The following is a 15752-nucleotide window of genomic DNA, read 5'->3' on the forward strand; positions in this document are numbered from 1 at the left end:
GCTGCGAAGAGGGTGGCCAGTTCCGTCGGGTCCGTCGGGAGGCCGCTGCCGATGCCGACGGCGGTCGCGCCCGCGGCGAGCCACTCGCGGACCTCGCCGGGCGCGATACCGCCCGTCGGGATCAGGACGGCGTCGGGGAGGACGGCCCGCAGGGAGCGGAGGAACTCCGGGCCGCCGACGTGGGCCGGGAAGACCTTCGCGGCGCCCGAGCGGCGGACCGCGGCGGCGATCTCGCCGGGGGTGTAGCCGCCCTCCACGAAGGCCGCCCCGCGCCGCGCGGCGGTCTCGCGGACCTCGGGGGCGGGGTGCGGGGAGACGAGGAAGCCCGCCCCGGCGTCGAGGGCCGTCTCGGCGTCGGCCGCGGTGGTGACGGTGCCCACGCCGATCAGCGCCGGGCGGCCCAGCGCGTCGGCGAGGGCGGCCGCGCGGGCCACGGCCCCGGGCCAGCCGGGGACGGAGGTGGTGAGCTCCACCGCGCGGCAGCCGGCGGCGAGCAGGGCCCGCGTGGTGCGGACGGCCTCGTCGGCGTCGGCGCTGCGCAGCACCGGGAGCAGGCGCTGGGCGGCTATGACTTCGTACGGACGCAGGGACACGGGCGGGCCCTCCCGGACGTTCCCCGGGGGGAACTCGGCATCGTGCACGGGAACTTATTGGTCCAGACCTTACACATCCGGGGCCCGGCTGGCGCCGGAGATCTTCCGCCGGATAAAAACTTCTTCCGGATAAGTGTTATCGGTGTCCCCCTCGACGGTCTCCCAGTTGTCGGACATCATCGACCGCCGGTACGGACAGGGAAGTTCACATGAGTACACAGCACACGGCAGAGCTGGTGGCAGCGGCCCGCGCGGGCGACCCCCGAGCGCAGGACGAGCTGGTCGGCACCCACCTGCCGCTCGTCTACAACATCGTCGGCCGGGCCCTCAACGGTTCCGTCGACGTGGACGACGTCGTGCAGGACACCATGCTGCGGGCGCTCGACGGCCTGGGTTCCCTGCACGCGGACGAGAACTTCCGGTCCTGGCTGGTGGCCATCACCATGAACCGGATACGGGCCCACTGGCAGTCCCGCAGCGGAGCCGCCGGGGCCGGCGGCCTCGAGGAGGCGCAGGACCTGGCCGACCCCGGCGCCGACTTCGCCGACCTGACGGTGGTCAAGCTCCAGCTGTCGGGCCAGCGCCGGGAGACGGCCCGCGCCACCCGCTGGCTGGAGCCCGACGACCGGGCGCTGCTGTCGCTGTGGTGGCTGGAGTGCGCCGGTGAGCTGACCCGGGCCGACGTCGCCTCGGCCCTGGAGCTGACCCCGCAGCACACTGCGGTACGGGTGCAGCGGATGAAGGCGCAGCTGGAGTCGGCGCGGGTGGTGGAGCGGGCCCTGGAGGCGCAGCCGCCGTGCGAGCAGATCCGCGCGATGACGGGCACCTGGGACGGCCGCCCGTCGCCGCTGTGGCGCAAGCGCATCGCCCGGCACGCCCGGGAGTGCCTGCGCTGCTCCGGGCTCTGGAACGGCCTGATGCCGGCGGAGGGGCTGCTGGCCGGGCTGGCCCTGGTCCCGGTGGCGGCGGCGCTGACGGCGGGCGTCCGGGCGGCCGTGACGGCGCACACCGCGCCGGTGGCCTTCGCCGAGGCGGCGACGCAGCTCGCCCCGGTGGTGTCCGGGCCGGGCCGGGCGGCCCGGCGCAAGGGCGGCGACACCGGTCCGGTCGACCCGTCCGGCGGCCGCGGGGCGCAGCGCAAGCGGCGCCAGAACCGCCGCCGGGCGATCGGCGGGGCGGTGATCGCCGCGTGCGTGGCGGGCGGCGGGCTCGTCTACCTGACGACGCCCGGCGACAAGGGTGCCGAGGCGGGCGGTGCGACCCCCGCCTCGCCCCTGGCCGCGCTCTCCGCGCCGGACACGGCCTCCGCGCAGCCCTCCGGCTCCGCCTCGGCCTCGCCCTCCGGTTCGGCCTCGCCCTCCTCCTCGGCCTCGGCTTCCGCTTCGGCCTCGCCGTCGCCGTCCCCGAGCAGCGCGAAGTCCTCGGCCGCGGCGCCCGAGCCGGCCCGCAGCAACCCGCCGAAGCCCGCGCCGCCCGCGCCCGCGCCCGCCCCGGCAGGGGTGGTCGGGCAGGTGATCGCCCTGGTCAACTCCGAGCGGGCGGCGGCCGGCTGCGGTCCGCTCAAGGAGGACGCGCAGCTGGACCGGGCCGCGCAGGGGCACTCCGACGACATGGCGCGGCGCGGCTTCTTCGACCACACCAACCCCGACGGCGCGGACCCGGGCGACCGGACGACGGCCGCCGGGTACCGCTGGTCCACCTACGGCGAGAACATCGCCAAGGGTCAGCAGACGGCGCAGGACGTGATGGACTCCTGGATGAAGAGTCCGGGGCACCGGGCGAACATCCTCAACTGCTCCTTCAAGGACATCGGCGTCGGCATGCACCCGGGGGCCGGCGGCCCGTGGTGGACGCAGAACTTCGGCGCGCGCGGCTGACCGGCCGCGCCCCGCGTCCTCCTGTTTGACTCAGAATCCGGGCAAGATAGAGGCTGGAGACCGAGGAGCAGATCAGCGAGCGGACGGGGGTGAGGGTGCGTGCCGAGGAAGGAGCTGCGGCCCCATCAGCGCGAGGCCGTCGACGCCGTCGTGCGCGCCCTCCAGCTGCCCCCCGACGGCCGGGTGCCCGCGCGGGGGCTGCGGACCCAGGTGATCATGGCCACCGGGTCCGGGAAGTCGCTGGTCGCCGTGGGCTCCTCCGAGGAGCTGCGGGCCGGACGGGTCCTGGTCCTGGTGCCCTCCCTCGACCTGCTCGTGCAGACCGTCGCCGCCTGGCGCGAGGGCGGCCGCACGGGGCGGGCCCTGGCGGTGTGCTCGCTGCGCGGTGAGGACGTGGGGGTGCCCACCACCACCGATCCGCGGGTCCTGGCCCGCTGGGGCGCCCGGCCGCTGGAGCGGGTGACGGTGTTCGCCACGTACGCCTCGCTGGGCCTGGGCACCATCGAACGGGCGCACCTGGCCGGGCTGCCGTCCTGGGACCTGGTCGTGGTCGACGAGGCGCACCGGACCTCCGGCCGGATCGGCAAGCCCTGGGCCGTGGTGCACGACAACGCGCGGATCCCCTCCCTGCGGCGCCTGTACCTGACGGCCACCCCCCGGGTGTGGCGCGACGGCGAGGAGGTCGACGAGGAGGACGAGGAGCCGGGCGGCGTCGGCCGGGAGCCGCGCGGGCGGGGCGAGCTGGTCGCCTCGATGGAGGACGACCCGGAGGGTCCGTTCGGCTCCCGCTGCCACACCCTGTCGCTGTCCGAGGCCATCGACCGGGGGATCTGCGCCCCGTACCGGGTGGTGTGCGTGGACGTCAGCGACCCCGGGTTCCAGTCGGCGGTGCTGCTGGGGGCGGACGGGCGCTCGGACCGGGTGCGCGGGATGCGGCTCGCGGCGCTCCAGGCGGCGCTGGTCAAGGCCGCGGCGGACCAGGGCTTCCGGCGGACGCTGGTGTTCCACCATCTGACGAAGGAGGCGGAGGCCTTCGCGGCGGGGCTGCCGGCGGTCGCGGCCCGGATGCGGGCGGCGAGCCGGAGCCCGCTGCCGGTGTACCCGCGGACGGTGTGGGCGGACTGGCTGTGCGGGCAGCACACGGCGGCCCACCGGCGGCGGGTGCTGGACGCGTTCGCGGCGGACCGGGTGGCGGACAAGGCCTTCCTCGGCAGCGTCCGGGTGCTCGGCGAGGGGGTGGACACGAAGGAGTGCGACTCCGTCTTCTGGGCGGACGTCCGCGGTTCGATGCCGGACCTGGTGCAGGCGGTCGGGCGGGCGCTGCGGATCCGGCCGGGCGAGGGGAAGGTGGCCTCGTTGGTGGTGCCCGTGCTGCTGGGGCCGGGCGAGTCACCGGAGTCGATGCTGACCTCGCGGGCGTACGGGGACCTCGCGCGGCTCCTGGAGGCCCTGCGGGCGCACGATTCGCGGCTGGTGGAGGCCCTGGCCCAGCCGCAGGCCCCGAGCGCGGCGGCGAAGGCCCCTGCGGCGGCCGCGGCGTCGGCCGGGCCCGGCGAAGGGGCGCGGGCGCTGCTGAGCTTCTCCACGCCGCGCGATCCGGCGCTGCTGGCCGCCTTCATCCGGCTGCGGGTGCTCAACCCGGAGCACACGCGGTGGCGGCGCGGGGCGGAGGCGGCCCGGGTCTACGCGGCGGCGGCCGGGGACCTGAAGGTGCCGTTCGCGTTCCGGGTCCCGGCGGAACCGGGGGAACAGGGAGAACAGGGGGAACAGGGGCAATGGCCGCCCGCCCTGGCCGGGTTCCCGCTCGGCCAGTGGATCGCCGACGCGCGGCGCACCTACCGGCGCGGTGCGCTGGGCCGGGAGCGGACGCGGGAGCTCGACGAACTCGGCATGGTGTGGAGCCATTTCGACGTGGCCTTCGAGGAGGGGCTCGCCGCGGCCCGTGCCTGGGCCGCGGAGCACGGGCACCTGCTGCCGCCGGTGGACGCCACCTGGCACGGGGTGCCGGTCGGGGTGTGGATGAAGAACAACCGGGCCGCCGCCCGCCGCGAGGGCCCGGGCGCGCTCGCGCAGGAGCGCCGGGAGGCCCTGGAGGAGATCGACCCGGCCTGGTGCCCGGCCTGGGACATCGGCTGGCAGCGCGGCTTCCAGCTGACCCGGGCCCATCTGGACGCGGGCGGCGCGGTGCCGTCCGGGCCGGGGCGGGTGGTGGTGCAGGGCGAGGACCTGGGGTTGTGGGTGCGGGCCCAGCGGCTGGGCTGGGAGCGGCTGGCCTGGGCGCAGCGGTGGCTGCTGGAGCACGCGCTGGGGCTGACCCCGGCGGCGGAGGCGGAACGGCCGCCGCCGCGGCTCAGCCATGCCGAGGCCTGGGCCGGCCACCTGGAGGCGGCCCGGCGCTTCCACGCCCGCGAGGGGCACCTGCGGGTGCCGCGGACCCATGTGGAGCGGGTGGGCGGCCAGGAGCTGCGACTGGGCTCGTGGATCGCCAACCAGCGCTCCCGGGCGGCGAACCTGGCCCCGGAACGGGTGGCCGCGCTGACGGCCCTGGGGATGCACTGGCCGACGCCACCGCCCTGAGCCCCGCCGCCGCCCGGGCGCCACGAGCGCGGGCACCTTCGGCAACGGGAGCCCGACCGTCCCCGGGCACCGCCGGCCCCGCAACGCGAGCCGGCGGGCCGACGGGCCCGCTCGTCTTCGCCTTCGCCCCGGGGGACCCGAGCGGGACCGGACGCCCTCACCCCCGCCGCTGCGAACACGGTGCCGCCCATCCCGGGCGCCGACGGGCCCGCCCGCCTTCACGTTCGACCCGGGGAACCCGAACGGAACCAGACGCCCTCACCCCCGCGACGCGAACACGGTGCCGCCCATCCCGGGCGCCGACGGGCCCGCCCGCCTTCACGTTCGACCCGGGGAACCCGAACGGAACCAGACGCCCCCGCCCCCCGCGACGCGAACACGGTGCCGCCCGGCCCCGATCGCCGACAGGCCGCAGGCGCCACCGGCCCGGGGACGCGACCGGAGCCGGACACCGCCGCACGGCGGGCACCCTCAGACCGGCCACACGGCCGGCCCCAGGCGCCCCCGGCCCCGGCCCCGGCAGGCGCGACCAGCGCAGAGCGCCTTCGCCCCACAGCCGCGCACCCCGCACCCGGCACCCGGGCACCCGGGCACCCGGGCACCCAGGCACCCGGGCACCGAATCCCGGGCACCGCCGCCCGGTGGGCGCCTTCGGACCGGGTACACCACGGGACCCAGCTCCCCGCCGGGCCCCGGGCGGGGCGAGCGGTGCAGAGGGCTTCGGCCTGCGGCCGGCGGTGTGCCGGGGGCGCAGGGTCCCGGGCGCCGGCACGTGGTGGGCGCCTTCGGACCGGGCACACGGCAGGGCCCCGCGCGCCGTGGGGCCGTCAGTGGTGGAAGCCCGAGCGGCCCGGGGTGGCCGGGGTGAGTTGCGGGACGGCGCGCAGGTGGGCCACGGCCCGGCGCATGTCCTCGACCAGCAGGGCGATCTGGTCGCGCGTCACCCCGTGCCGGATCAGGACGCGCTGGATGACCGTCTCCTCGCGGTCGGCCGGGAGCGGGTACGAGGGCACCTGCCAGCCGCGCATCCGCAGCCGGTCGGAGAGGTCGTAGAGGCTGAACCCGGCCCCGCCCGGGTCGGTGAGGGTGTAGGAGACGGCGGGCAGGGCGCCCCGGCCGTCGTAGAGCAGGGTGAAGGGGCCGAGCCCCGCGATCTCGCGGGCCAGGTACCGCGCGGTGTCGGCGCAGGCCTGCTGGACGCGGCGGTAGCCGGCCCGGCCCAGGCGCAGGAAGAGGTAGTACTGGGCGATGACCTCGCCGCCGGGGCGGGAGAAGTTGAGGGCGAAGGTGGGCATGTCCCCGCCGAGGTAGTCCACGTCGAAGACCAGCTCGGCGGGGAGCAGGTCGGCGGTGCGCCAGACGATCCAGCCGACGCCCAGCGGCGCGAGCCCGTACTTGTGGCCGGAGGTGTTGACGGAGGCCACGCGCGGCAGCCGGAAGTCCCAGACCACGTCCGGGTGGAGGAAGGGGGCGACGAAGCCCCCGCTCGCGGCGTCGACGTGCACGGGGACGTCCCAGCCGTGCTCCTCCTGGATCCGGTCGAGGGCGGCGGCGAGCTCGGCGACGGGTTCGTAGTCGCAGGTGTAGGTGACGCCGAGGATGGCGACGACGCCGATGGTGTTCTCGTCCACGTGGGCGGCGAGCTGGTGGGGGCGCAGCCCGGTGGCGCCGGGTTCCAGGGGGACCTGGCGGAGCTCGACGTCGAAGTAGCGGGCGAACTTCTCCCAGCAGATCTGGACCGGCCCGCAGACCAGGTTGGGGCGGTCGGCGGGTTTGCCCTCGGCCTTGCGGCGGGCCCGCCAGCGCCATTTGAGGGCGAGTCCGCCGAGCATGGCGGCCTCGCTGGAGCCGGTGGTGGAGCAGCCGGTGCCGGTCGTGCCGGCCGGGGCGTTCCAGAGGTCGGCCAGGATGTTGACGCAGCGGGCCTCGATCTCGGCGGTCTGCGGGTACTCGTCCTTGTCGATCATGTTCTTGTCGAGGCATTCGTTCATCAGCCGGTGCACGCCGTCGTCCGACCAGGTGGTGCAGAAGGTGGCGAGGTTCTGGGCGGCGTTGCCGTCGAGGAGGAGCTCGTTGTGGAGGAGCGAGTAGACCACTTCGGAGGACGAGTGGTCCTCGGGCATCCGGTACTTGGGGAGGACCTGGCCGCTCAGGGCGGACGCGAAGACGTCCGTGTCGGTGTCCTCGGTGCGCGTGTCCTTCGTCTGATGGAGAGCCATATCGGGACTATAGGGCGTAGATAGCGGCAAATCAGACTTCAGGGACCCTTGAGGACTGATCGGGAATGGCGTATTCCGGCACTGCTTCCGGCCGACTCCGGAGCGTGACCCCCTCCACATGCGTACCATCGGACCGCAAAACTTACCGCCTGGTAGTATTTCTGCCGTAGATCTTCCCGTCCGGACCACTGGAGCCGGTCCGGACGGGAAGATCATTTAATTTGTTCGACATAGAACTTATCCACCGATGTCCGGATTCCGGCCAACTGCCGTCCGGCCGCTGATAGTTCTTCGGCCATGAACAAGATCACCCGCCGGCAGGCCCTGGGCACCACCGCCGGCGCTCTCACCGTCCTCGGCATCGCGGGCGCCACCGCGCACGCCGCCGCCACCGACTCGCGCGCCGCGGCCACCACCCCGGCCGGCACCGTCGACGAGGTGTACATGGGCCGTCGCATCCAGATATCCCCCGCTTCGGGCGGCGGACACCACGGCGGCCACCACGGCGGCGCCGGGGCGCCCAGCGTCCGGATAGACGGCCGCGAGCTGCACGTCATGCAGAACGCCGACGGCACCTGGATCAGCGTGGTCAACCACTACGAGACCTTCGCCGACCCGACCTCGCTGGCCCGGGCCGCCGTGCGCGAGCTCCAGGGTTCCCAGCTGGCCCCGATGCAGATGGGCGGCATGTGATGACCGTGCGCAAGAACCAGGCCACGCTGACCGCCGAGGAGAAGCGCGCCTTCACCAACGCGCTGCTCGAACTGAAGCGGACCGGCCGCTACGACCGCTTCGTGACCACCCACAACGGGTTCATCATGAGCGACACCGACTCGGGCGACCGCGTCGGCCACCGCTCCCCCTCCTTCCTCCCCTGGCACCGCCGCTTTCTCCTCGAGTTCGAGGCGGCGCTTCAGGCGGTGGACAAGAGCGTTTCGATCCCGTACTGGGACTGGACCGCCGACCGCACCACCCGTTCCTCCCTCTGGGCCGCCGACTTCCTCGGCGGCACCGGCCGGGCCCGCGACGGACAGGTGATGGACGGCCCGTTCGCGTACGCGACCGGCAAGTGGGAGGTCTCGGTCCGCGTGGACGGCCGGTCCTACCTGCGCCGTGCGCTCGGCGAGGGCGTGGCCCAGCTGCCGACGCGCGCCGAGGTGGACGCGGTGCTCGCGATGCCGGTCTACGACATGGCCCCGTGGAACAGCGCCTCGAACGGCTTCCGCAACAACCTCGAGGGCTGGCGCGGCGCCAACCTGCACAACCGGGTGCACGTGTGGGTCGGCGGCCAGATGGGCACCGGCGTCTCCCCGAACGACCCCGTGTTCTGGATGCACCACGCCTTCGTGGACAAGCTGTGGGCCGACTGGCAGGCGAAGAACCCGAACTCGCCGTACCTGCCGGCCGCCGGCACCCCGAACGTCGTCGACCTGCGCGACACCATGCGCCCCTGGAACGACGTGACCCCGGCCGACATGCTCGACCACCGGAAGTTCTACACCTTCGACACCGAGCCCGCCTCCGCCGCCCGCCAGCGGTAGTGCAGCTCGGGGCGGCCGACCTGGCCGTACCGGGGGGCACGGTCCGCGCGGCCGGTGTCCACCAGGTGCTCCAGGTACCGGCGGGCGGTGATCCGCGAGATCCCGGCCGCCCCGGCCGCCCCCGCGGCGGTCAGCCCCTCGGGGGCCTCCCGCAGCAGCGCCGCGACCCGGTCCAGGGTCGGGGCGCTGAGCCCTTTGGGCAGCTGGGCGGCGGCGGGCGCGCGCAGGGCCGCGAGGGCCCGGTCCACGTCGTCCTGGCCCACGGCCTCCCCCGCGGCCGCCGCCCGGAACTCGGCGTAGCGCAGCAGGCGTTCGCGCAGGGTGGGGAAGGCGAAGGGCTTGAGCACGTACTGCACGACGCCCAGGGAGACGCTCTCGCGGACCACGGCCAGGTCCCGCGCCGAGGTCACCGCGATCACGTCGGCCGGATGCCCGGAGGCGCGCAGCGCCCGGGCGAAGCGCAGCCCGTTGCCGTCCGGCAGGGTGAGGTCGAGCAGCAGCAGGTCGACCCGGGTGCGCTCCAGCACCCGGGTGGCCTCCGCGAGGGTGTGCACGGCCGCCACCGGGGTGAACCCGGGCACCCGGCCCACGTAGAGCGCGTGCGCGTCGGCGGCGACGGGGTCGTCCTCGACGACGAGCACCCGCACGGGCCCGCTCACGCGCCACCGCCTGCGGCGCACCGGCCGGGCAGACGGCACTCCACCACCGGGCCGCCGACGGACCCCGCCCCGCAGTCCGGCCCTCGGACACCCCCTCCGACGGCGCCGCCCCGGACAGCCCCGGGTCCCGCAGGGTCCGGCACGCCACCCGGCCCTGCTCCGACCGCCGGAGGCACCGGCAGGCCGGTGTCCGGGTCGGACGCGGCCGGCTCCACGTACGACGGCCACGGGCCCGCAGGGTCCGGCAGGCCGGTGTCCGGGTCCGACGGGTCCGACACCGGCCCCACCCCAACCGCCGGAGGCAGCGGCAGGTGGGCTGTGAAGGACGCGCCGCCCGTCGGGGTGTCGCCCGCCTCCACCGAGCCGCCGTGCCGGTGGGCCACCTGGCGGACCAGGGCCAGGCCCAGGCCGCGGCCCTCCCCCTTGCCGGACCAGCCGCGCCGGAACACGTCCACCCCCTGCGGCAGCCCTGGCCCGTTGTCCGCGACCCGCAGCAGCAGCCCGCCGGCGTCCCGGCGGACCGTGACGGCGATCCGGCCGCCGGGTACCCCGGTGAGGGCGTCGAGGGCGTTGTCGACGAGGTTGCCGAGGACGGTGACCAGATCCCGGGCGGGCGGCAGCCCCGGCCCGGCCTCGATCGCGCCGCTGTCCGGCGTGACGTGCAGCTCGATGCCCCGCTCGTGCGCCTGGGCGGCCTTGCCGAGGAGCAGCGCGACCAGCACCGGCTCGCCGACGGCGGTGACCACCTCGTCGGTCAGGGCCTGCGCCAGCTCCAGTTCGGCGGTGGCGAACTCCACCGCCTCCTCGCTGCGGCCCAGTTCGATGAGGGAGACCACGGTGTGCAGCCGGTTGGCCGCCTCGTGGGCCTGGGAGCGCAGCGCCTGGGTGAAGCCCCGTTCGTGGTCCAGTTCCCCGGTGAGGGACTGGAGTTCGGTGTGGTCGCGCAGGGTGACCACCGTCCCGCGGCGGCCGCCGCCCGCCACCGGTGAGCTGTTGACCACCAGCACCCGCTCCGCCGTCAGGTGCACCTCGTCCACCCGGGGCCGGTCGGCGAGCAGGGCGCCGGTGAGCGGCGCGGGCAGCCCGAGGGCGTCGACGCCGGTGCCGGTGACCTCGCCGGACAGGCCCAGGAGCTCCCGGCCCGCGTCATTGATCAGGGTGATCCTGCGGTGGCCGTCCAGCAGCAGCAGCCCTTCCCGGACCCCGTGCAGGGCCGCCTGGTGGTAGTCGTACATCCGGCTCAGCCCGGCCGCGTCCAGCCCGTGGGTGTGGCGGCGCAGCCGTGCGTTGACCACGTACGTGCCGATACCGCCGAGGGCGAGGGCCCCGGCCGCCACCCAGGCGAGGGCGGTCAGCTGTTCGGCGAGCCGGGCGCTGATGGCGCGGATCGTGATCCCGGCGCTGACCAGCCCGACGACGTCACCGCCCGGCCCGGTGAGCGGGGTGATCACGCGGATGGACGGGCCGAGGGTGCCGGTGTACGTCTCGCCGAAGGTCTCGCCGCGCAGGGCCCGGGCGGTGTTGCCGAGGTAGCGCTCGCCGATGCGCCGCGGGTCGGGGTGGGTCCAGCGCCGCCCGTCGGGGGCCATGATCGTCACGAAGTCCACCCCGGCGTCCGCCCGCACCTGCTCGGCGTACGGCTGGAGGGCGGCCGAGGGGTCCGCCCCCGTGCGCGCCGCGTCCTGTACGGCCGCCCGCACGGACGGCGAGTCGGCGACGGCCCGGGCCACGGCCCCGGCCTGGCGCCGGGCGGCGTCCTCGGCCTGGCCGCGGGCGGTCGCGTACGCGAAGACCGCGCAGCCGGCGACGACGAGGGCGACGAGCAGGACCTGCATGGCAAAGAGCTGGCCGGCGAGGCTCCGGGGCGGACGGGCGAAGCGGAACATGGCGCTCAGTGTGCACCGGGCCGTGAACTCAATGAACGCAAGGGTGACCGGGGTCACAGGGTGGGCGATGGTCTCCCGGAACGCATTCACCACCAGGAGGCGAACGTGGCCGCCAGACGCGACAGAACCCATTACCTCTACCTCGCGGTGATCGCCGCGGTGCTGCTCGGCATCGCCGTCGGCTTCGCCGCGCCCGGCACGGCGGTCGAGCTGAAGCCGCTGGGCACCGGCTTCGTCAACCTCATCAAGATGATGATCTCGCCGGTGATCTTCTGCACGATCGTGCTGGGCATCGGCTCGGTCCGCAAGGCCGCCAAGGTGGGCGCCGTCGGCGGTCTCGCCCTCGGCTACTTCATGGTGATGTCCACGGTGGCCCTGGCCATCGGGCTGGTCGTCGGGAACCTGCTGGAGCCCGGCAGCGGGCTGCACCTGACGGAGGCGGCCCGGCACGCCGGCGAGGCCCAGGCCAAGGCGGGCGGGGCGCAGAGCACGCCCGAGTTCCTGCTGGGGATCATCCCGACCACCCTGGTCTCGGCCTTCACCGGCGGCCAGGTGCTCCAGACGCTGCTGGTGGCGCTGCTGTGCGGGTTCGCGCTGCAGGCGATGGGACCGGCGGGCGAGCCGGTGCTGCGCGGGATCGGGCACGTGCAGAAGCTGGTGTTCCGGGTACTGGCGATGATCATGTGGGCGGCGCCGGTGGGTGCCTTCGGGGCGATCGCGGCGGTGGTCGGGGCGACCGGGATCGACGCGCTGAAGTCCCTGGCCGTGATCATGATCGGCTTCTACACGACCTGTCTGATCTTCGTGATCGTGGTCCTGGGCACGCTGCTGCGGCTGTGCACGGGCGTCAGCATCTTCGCGCTGCTGCGCTACCTGGGACGGGAGTTCCTGCTGATCCTGTCGACCTCCTCCTCGGAGTCGGCGCTGCCGCGGCTGATCGCGAAGATGGAGCACCTGGGCGTGTCCCGGCCGGTCACCGGGATCACCGTGCCCACGGGCTACTCCTTCAACCTGGACGGCACGGCCATCTACCTGACGATGTCCTCGCTGTTCGTCGCCGAGGCCATGGGCAAGCCCCTGGCCATCGGCGAGCAGGTCTCCCTGCTGCTGTTCATGATCGTGGCCTCGAAGGGCGCGGCCGGGGTCACCGGGGCCGGGCTGGCCACCCTGGCGGGCGGCCTCCAGTCGCACCGGCCGGAGCTGGTCGACGGGGTGGGCCTGATCGTGGGCATCGACCGCTTCATGAGCGAGGCGCGGGCCCTGACGAACTTCGCGGGCAACGCGGTCGCCACGGTCCTCATCGGTGCCTGGACGAAGGAGTTCGACCGCGAGCGGGCCGGCGAAGTCCTCGCGGGACGGCTGCCCTTCGACGAGGCCGTGCTCGTGGACGACGGCCACGCCCCCGCCCCCGCAGATCCCCCGGCCGCCCTCCCCGGCCCCGCGGCGGGCCCCAAGGACGGTGTGCCGGTCTGAACCGGCGCACCCCGCAAGCCGGCCGGGCAGGGCTCGCCCCCACGGTGCCCAGCCCGGCCGGCCCCCGGCCCGGCGCCGCCCCTCCTCGCGGCGCCGGGCCGGATCCGGGCCTCCGCCCCCGTCCGGTGGGCCGCACGGCGGCGCAAGTCCGGCGAAGCGGAGCGGAACAGCCCCCTCCGGCCATGGACCGTCGGGTTTCGGCCACCGCGTCTCAAGTCGAGCGCTGCAAAAGGTACTTCCCTACGGGGCCGCGCGTCTGACATCTTGCGTCCACCACTCGTTTCGTACGGCCCGGTAGGTGCCACCAGCACCGTCGCCGGGTCATCGGAGGACGTTTTGATACCCCACATATCCAGTCGACCTCGACGTGCCCTGGTGGTGGCTGCCGCCCTGGGCGCAGCCCTCACCCTCGGAGCCCCCGCCGCGCTCGCCGGCACCGCTCCCGTCGGCCCCTCGGGCTCCGCCGTCGCGGTGGCCCCCAAGGCTCCCAAGGCCTCGGCCCCGGCTTCTTCCCAGAGTGCGACCTGGGTTGCCGGCACCCGTGCCTACCTCGTGATCACCGCCCCGGGCGACAGCTCGGCGGTGCGTTCGGCCGTCACCGCCAACGGCGGCACGGTCTTCTCGTACTTCGACCAGATCGGCGTCGTCGTCGCCCACTCCTCCTCGGCCTCCTTCGCCGCCACGATGCGCGGTGTCAGCGGGGTCCAGCAGGTCGGCGCGACCCGCACCTCGGACGTGCCCGCCGACGCCTACAACCCGGCGCTGCCGGCCAACCCGGCGCAGGCCAGCACCCCGGCGGGCGAGCCCGCGCGGGCGGACATGACGCAGATCAAGGCGGACCAGGCCTGGGCCGTGAACCCCGGCTCGTCCTCGGTCAAGGTCGGCATCCTCGACACCGGTGTGGACGACCAGCACCAGGACCTGGCGCCCAACTTCAACGCGGCGGACTCCGTCTCCTGCGCCTACGGCAAGCCCGACACCCGCGCCGGCGCCTGGCGTGACGTCGACACGCACGGCACCCACGTCGCGGGCACCATCGCCGCCGCCAAGAACGGCAAGGGCGTCGTCGGCGTCGCCCCGGGCGTGAAGATCTCCGCCGTCCGCGTCGCGGAGCCGGGCAACTCGTTCTTCTTCGCCGAGAACACCATCTGCGGGTTCGTGTGGGCCGGTGACCACGGCTTCAAGGTCACCAACAACAGCTACTACACCGACCCGTGGCAGTTCAACTGCCCGGACAACATCGACCAGGCGGCCATCATCGAGGGCGTCAAGCGCGCCCAGGAGTACGCCGAGGGCAAGGGCTCGCTGCAGATCGCCGCGGCGGGCAACGAGAACTACGACCTCGCCCACAAGAGCACCGACACCGCGAGCCCCAACGACTCGACGCCGGTCACCCGCACCATCACCAACGCCTGCCTGGACATCCCGACCGAACTCCCGGGCGTGGTCACGGTCGCGGCGAACGGCACCGGCACCACCAAGGCCTCGTTCTCCAACTTCGGCCAGGGCGTCATCGACGTCGCGGCCCCCGGTCAGGACGTCTACTCCACCCTGCCCGGCGGCAAGTACGGCACCAAGAGCGGCACCTCGATGGCCACCCCGCACGTGGTGGGCGTCGCCGCGCTGATCGCGAGCGCCAACCCGGGCATCACCCCGGCGCAGATCCGCGACAAGCTGGCCGCCCAGGCCAACGACATCGCCTGCCCGGCGGACGGCCGCTGCACCGGTACGACGGCCAACAACTCCTTCTTCGGCGAGGGCCAGGTCGACGCGCTGAAGGCGGTGGGCGCCACCCCGCCCGCGGGCAAGTACTTCGAGAACACCGCGGACTTCGCGATCAACGACAACAGCACGGTGGAGAGCCCCATCACCGTCTCCGGCGTGACCGGCAACGCCCCGGCCACCCTCAAGGTCGGCGTGAACATCGTCCACACCTACATCGGTGACCTGAAGGTCGACCTGGTCGCCCCCGACGGCACCGTCTACACGGTCCACAACCGGGCCGGCGGCAGCACCGACAACATCAACCAGACCTACACCGTCGACGCCTCCTCGGAGGTCGCGAACGGGACCTGGAAGCTGCGGGTGAACGACAACGCCGGCGGCGACACCGGCAAGATCGACTCCTGGAACCTGACCTTCTAGTCGGGACCGCGAGCGGGGGCCGTCGGGGAGGCAACTCCCGGGCGGCCCCTTCGCGCTACCTGGTCCGCAGGACGCAGTCCCCGCACAGCCCGCCGCCGGGCACCTTGTAGTAGAGGCAGCAGCTGCGGCGGACGAAGGCCACCCCCTGGCCCTCCTCGTGGACGAACTCCCCGGTGCCCGCCAGCGCCCCGCCCTCGGCCAGCAGGGCGGCGGCCAGCTCCACGGCTGCTTCACCCGGCACCCGGTCGAGCAGCACGCGCAGGGACCCGACGAGCCCGGAGGCGGCGTTCCCGCGCAGCACCCGCTCCGAGACCCCGTACGCCCGCCGCAGCGCGGAGTCCAGTACGGCCAGGTTGCCCAGCACGGTCTCCCCCAGCGCCGCCGCGGGCAGGACGGCGGCGGGCGCGGGCAGCCACAGCTGGAGCGAACCCGCCTCGGGCAGCCGCCACCACACCCGGTCGGGGGCCAGGTCCGGCACCCGCCCGCCCAGGGCGGCGCAGCCGAGGCCCAGCGACCAGAGCCGGGAGACGATCCCGAACTGCGCGGTCGAGGCCGCCACCCGGTCCGGCCCGCAGCGGATCCGCCGGCCCACCTCGGCGACGTAGGGGCCGAGGTGCTCCCCGTAGAGCTCCGTCAGCGGCCGGAAGCCCGGCCCGGGCGGCTCCTCCCCGTACGGGACGGTGAAGAAGGGGCCGACGGCGGCCAGCCCGGCCAGTACGTCCTCGAAGTCCATCCCCGCATGATCGCAGGGGCGCTTGCCATCCCGAGGCGCCGGGGAGGGG

General features: G+C 74.6%; 11 protein-coding genes. 6 read left to right on the plus strand and 5 right to left on the minus strand.

Annotation, left to right across the window (positions count from 1 at the left end):
• A partial coding sequence (locus ACFVXK_RS12780; RefSeq protein ID WP_389611519.1) for a bifunctional 4-hydroxy-2-oxoglutarate aldolase/2-dehydro-3-deoxy-phosphogluconate aldolase occupies nt 1-593 on the minus strand: 593 nt, incomplete at its 3' end.
• 209 nt (nt 594-802) lie between these two features.
• Here ACFVXK_RS12780 and ACFVXK_RS12785 point away from each other — a divergent pair.
• Together ACFVXK_RS12785 and ACFVXK_RS12790 are read left to right on the plus strand one after the other, a co-directional pair.
• A complete protein-coding gene (locus ACFVXK_RS12785; RefSeq protein ID WP_389611520.1) occupies nt 803-2470 on the plus strand; it encodes a sigma-70 family RNA polymerase sigma factor in 1668 nt (555 codons plus the stop codon).
• Nucleotides 2471-2569: 99 nt separating this feature from the next.
• On the plus strand, nt 2570-5047 hold the full coding sequence (locus tag ACFVXK_RS12790; protein WP_389611521.1) for a Helicase associated domain protein: 2478 nt from the start codon (nt 2570-2572) through the stop codon (nt 5045-5047).
• Nucleotides 5048-5874: 827 nt separating this feature from the next.
• Here the strand turns inward: ACFVXK_RS12790 and ACFVXK_RS12795 are convergent.
• Nucleotides 5875-7266, minus strand: coding sequence for a glutamate decarboxylase (locus ACFVXK_RS12795; protein ID WP_389611522.1), 1392 nt, complete (start codon nt 7264-7266; stop codon nt 5875-5877).
• 297 nt (nt 7267-7563) lie between these two features.
• Between ACFVXK_RS12795 and ACFVXK_RS12800 the strand changes: the two genes are divergently transcribed.
• Nucleotides 7564-7959 (plus strand): tyrosinase family oxidase copper chaperone, encoded by a 396-nt coding sequence (locus ACFVXK_RS12800; protein ID WP_389611523.1) that lies wholly within the window; start codon nt 7564-7566, stop codon nt 7957-7959.
• Nucleotides 7959-8807, plus strand: coding sequence for a tyrosinase family protein (locus ACFVXK_RS12805; protein ID WP_389611524.1), 849 nt, complete (start codon nt 7959-7961; stop codon nt 8805-8807). The genes ACFVXK_RS12800 and ACFVXK_RS12805 overlap by 1 nt, the downstream gene beginning before the upstream one ends.
• Here ACFVXK_RS12805 and ACFVXK_RS12810 read toward each other — a convergent pair.
• Both ACFVXK_RS12810 and ACFVXK_RS12815 read right to left on the minus strand, forming a co-directional pair.
• A complete protein-coding gene (locus ACFVXK_RS12810; RefSeq protein ID WP_389611525.1) occupies nt 8762-9466 on the minus strand; it encodes a response regulator in 705 nt (234 codons plus the stop codon). The two genes, ACFVXK_RS12805 and ACFVXK_RS12810, sit on opposite strands and share 46 nt — an antisense overlap.
• Nucleotides 9463-11301, minus strand: a complete 1839-nt coding sequence (locus tag ACFVXK_RS12815; RefSeq protein WP_389611563.1) for an ATP-binding protein — start codon at nt 11299-11301, stop codon at nt 9463-9465. The genes ACFVXK_RS12810 and ACFVXK_RS12815 overlap by 4 nt, the downstream gene beginning before the upstream one ends.
• Nucleotides 11302-11457: 156 nt before the next feature.
• Between ACFVXK_RS12815 and ACFVXK_RS12820 the strand changes: the two genes are divergently transcribed.
• Nucleotides 11458-12825, plus strand: a complete 1368-nt coding sequence (locus tag ACFVXK_RS12820; protein WP_389611526.1) for a cation:dicarboxylate symporter family transporter — start codon at nt 11458-11460, stop codon at nt 12823-12825.
• 375 nt (nt 12826-13200) lie between these two features.
• Complete coding sequence (locus tag ACFVXK_RS12825; protein WP_389611527.1) at nt 13201-14970, plus strand: S8 family serine peptidase; 1770 nt, start codon at nt 13201-13203, stop codon at nt 14968-14970.
• Between the two features lie 55 nt (nt 14971-15025).
• Here the strand turns inward: ACFVXK_RS12825 and ACFVXK_RS12830 are convergent, their stop codons facing one another.
• Nucleotides 15026-15703, minus strand: a complete 678-nt coding sequence (locus ACFVXK_RS12830) for a (2Fe-2S)-binding protein (RefSeq protein WP_389611528.1) — start codon at nt 15701-15703, stop codon at nt 15026-15028.
• Nucleotides 15704-15752 lie beyond the last annotated feature (49 nt).

It is taken from the genome of Streptomyces sp. NPDC058157 (assembly GCF_042884105.1).
Taxonomy (GTDB): domain Bacteria; phylum Actinomycetota; class Actinomycetes; order Streptomycetales; family Streptomycetaceae; genus Streptomyces.

Bases quoted from the DNA above. Each gene is read 5' to 3' on its own strand.
- ACFVXK_RS12805 (WP_389611524.1), top strand. From the start codon at position 7,959: ATGACCGTGCGCAAGAACCAGGCCACGCTGACCGCCGAGGAGAAGCGC.
- ACFVXK_RS12800 (WP_389611523.1), top strand. From the start codon at position 7,564: ATGAACAAGATCACCCGCCGGCAGGCCCTGGGCACCACCGCCGGCGCT.
- ACFVXK_RS12815 (WP_389611563.1), bottom strand. From the start codon at position 11,301: ATGCAGGTCCTGCTCGTCGCCCTCGTCGTCGCCGGCTGCGCGGTCTTC.
- ACFVXK_RS12830 (WP_389611528.1), bottom strand. From the start codon at position 15,703: ATGGACTTCGAGGACGTACTGGCCGGGCTGGCCGCCGTCGGCCCCTTC.
- ACFVXK_RS12795 (WP_389611522.1), bottom strand. From the start codon at position 7,266: ATGGCTCTCCATCAGACGAAGGACACGCGCACCGAGGACACCGACACG.
- ACFVXK_RS12785 (WP_389611520.1), top strand. From the start codon at position 803: ATGAGTACACAGCACACGGCAGAGCTGGTGGCAGCGGCCCGCGCGGGC.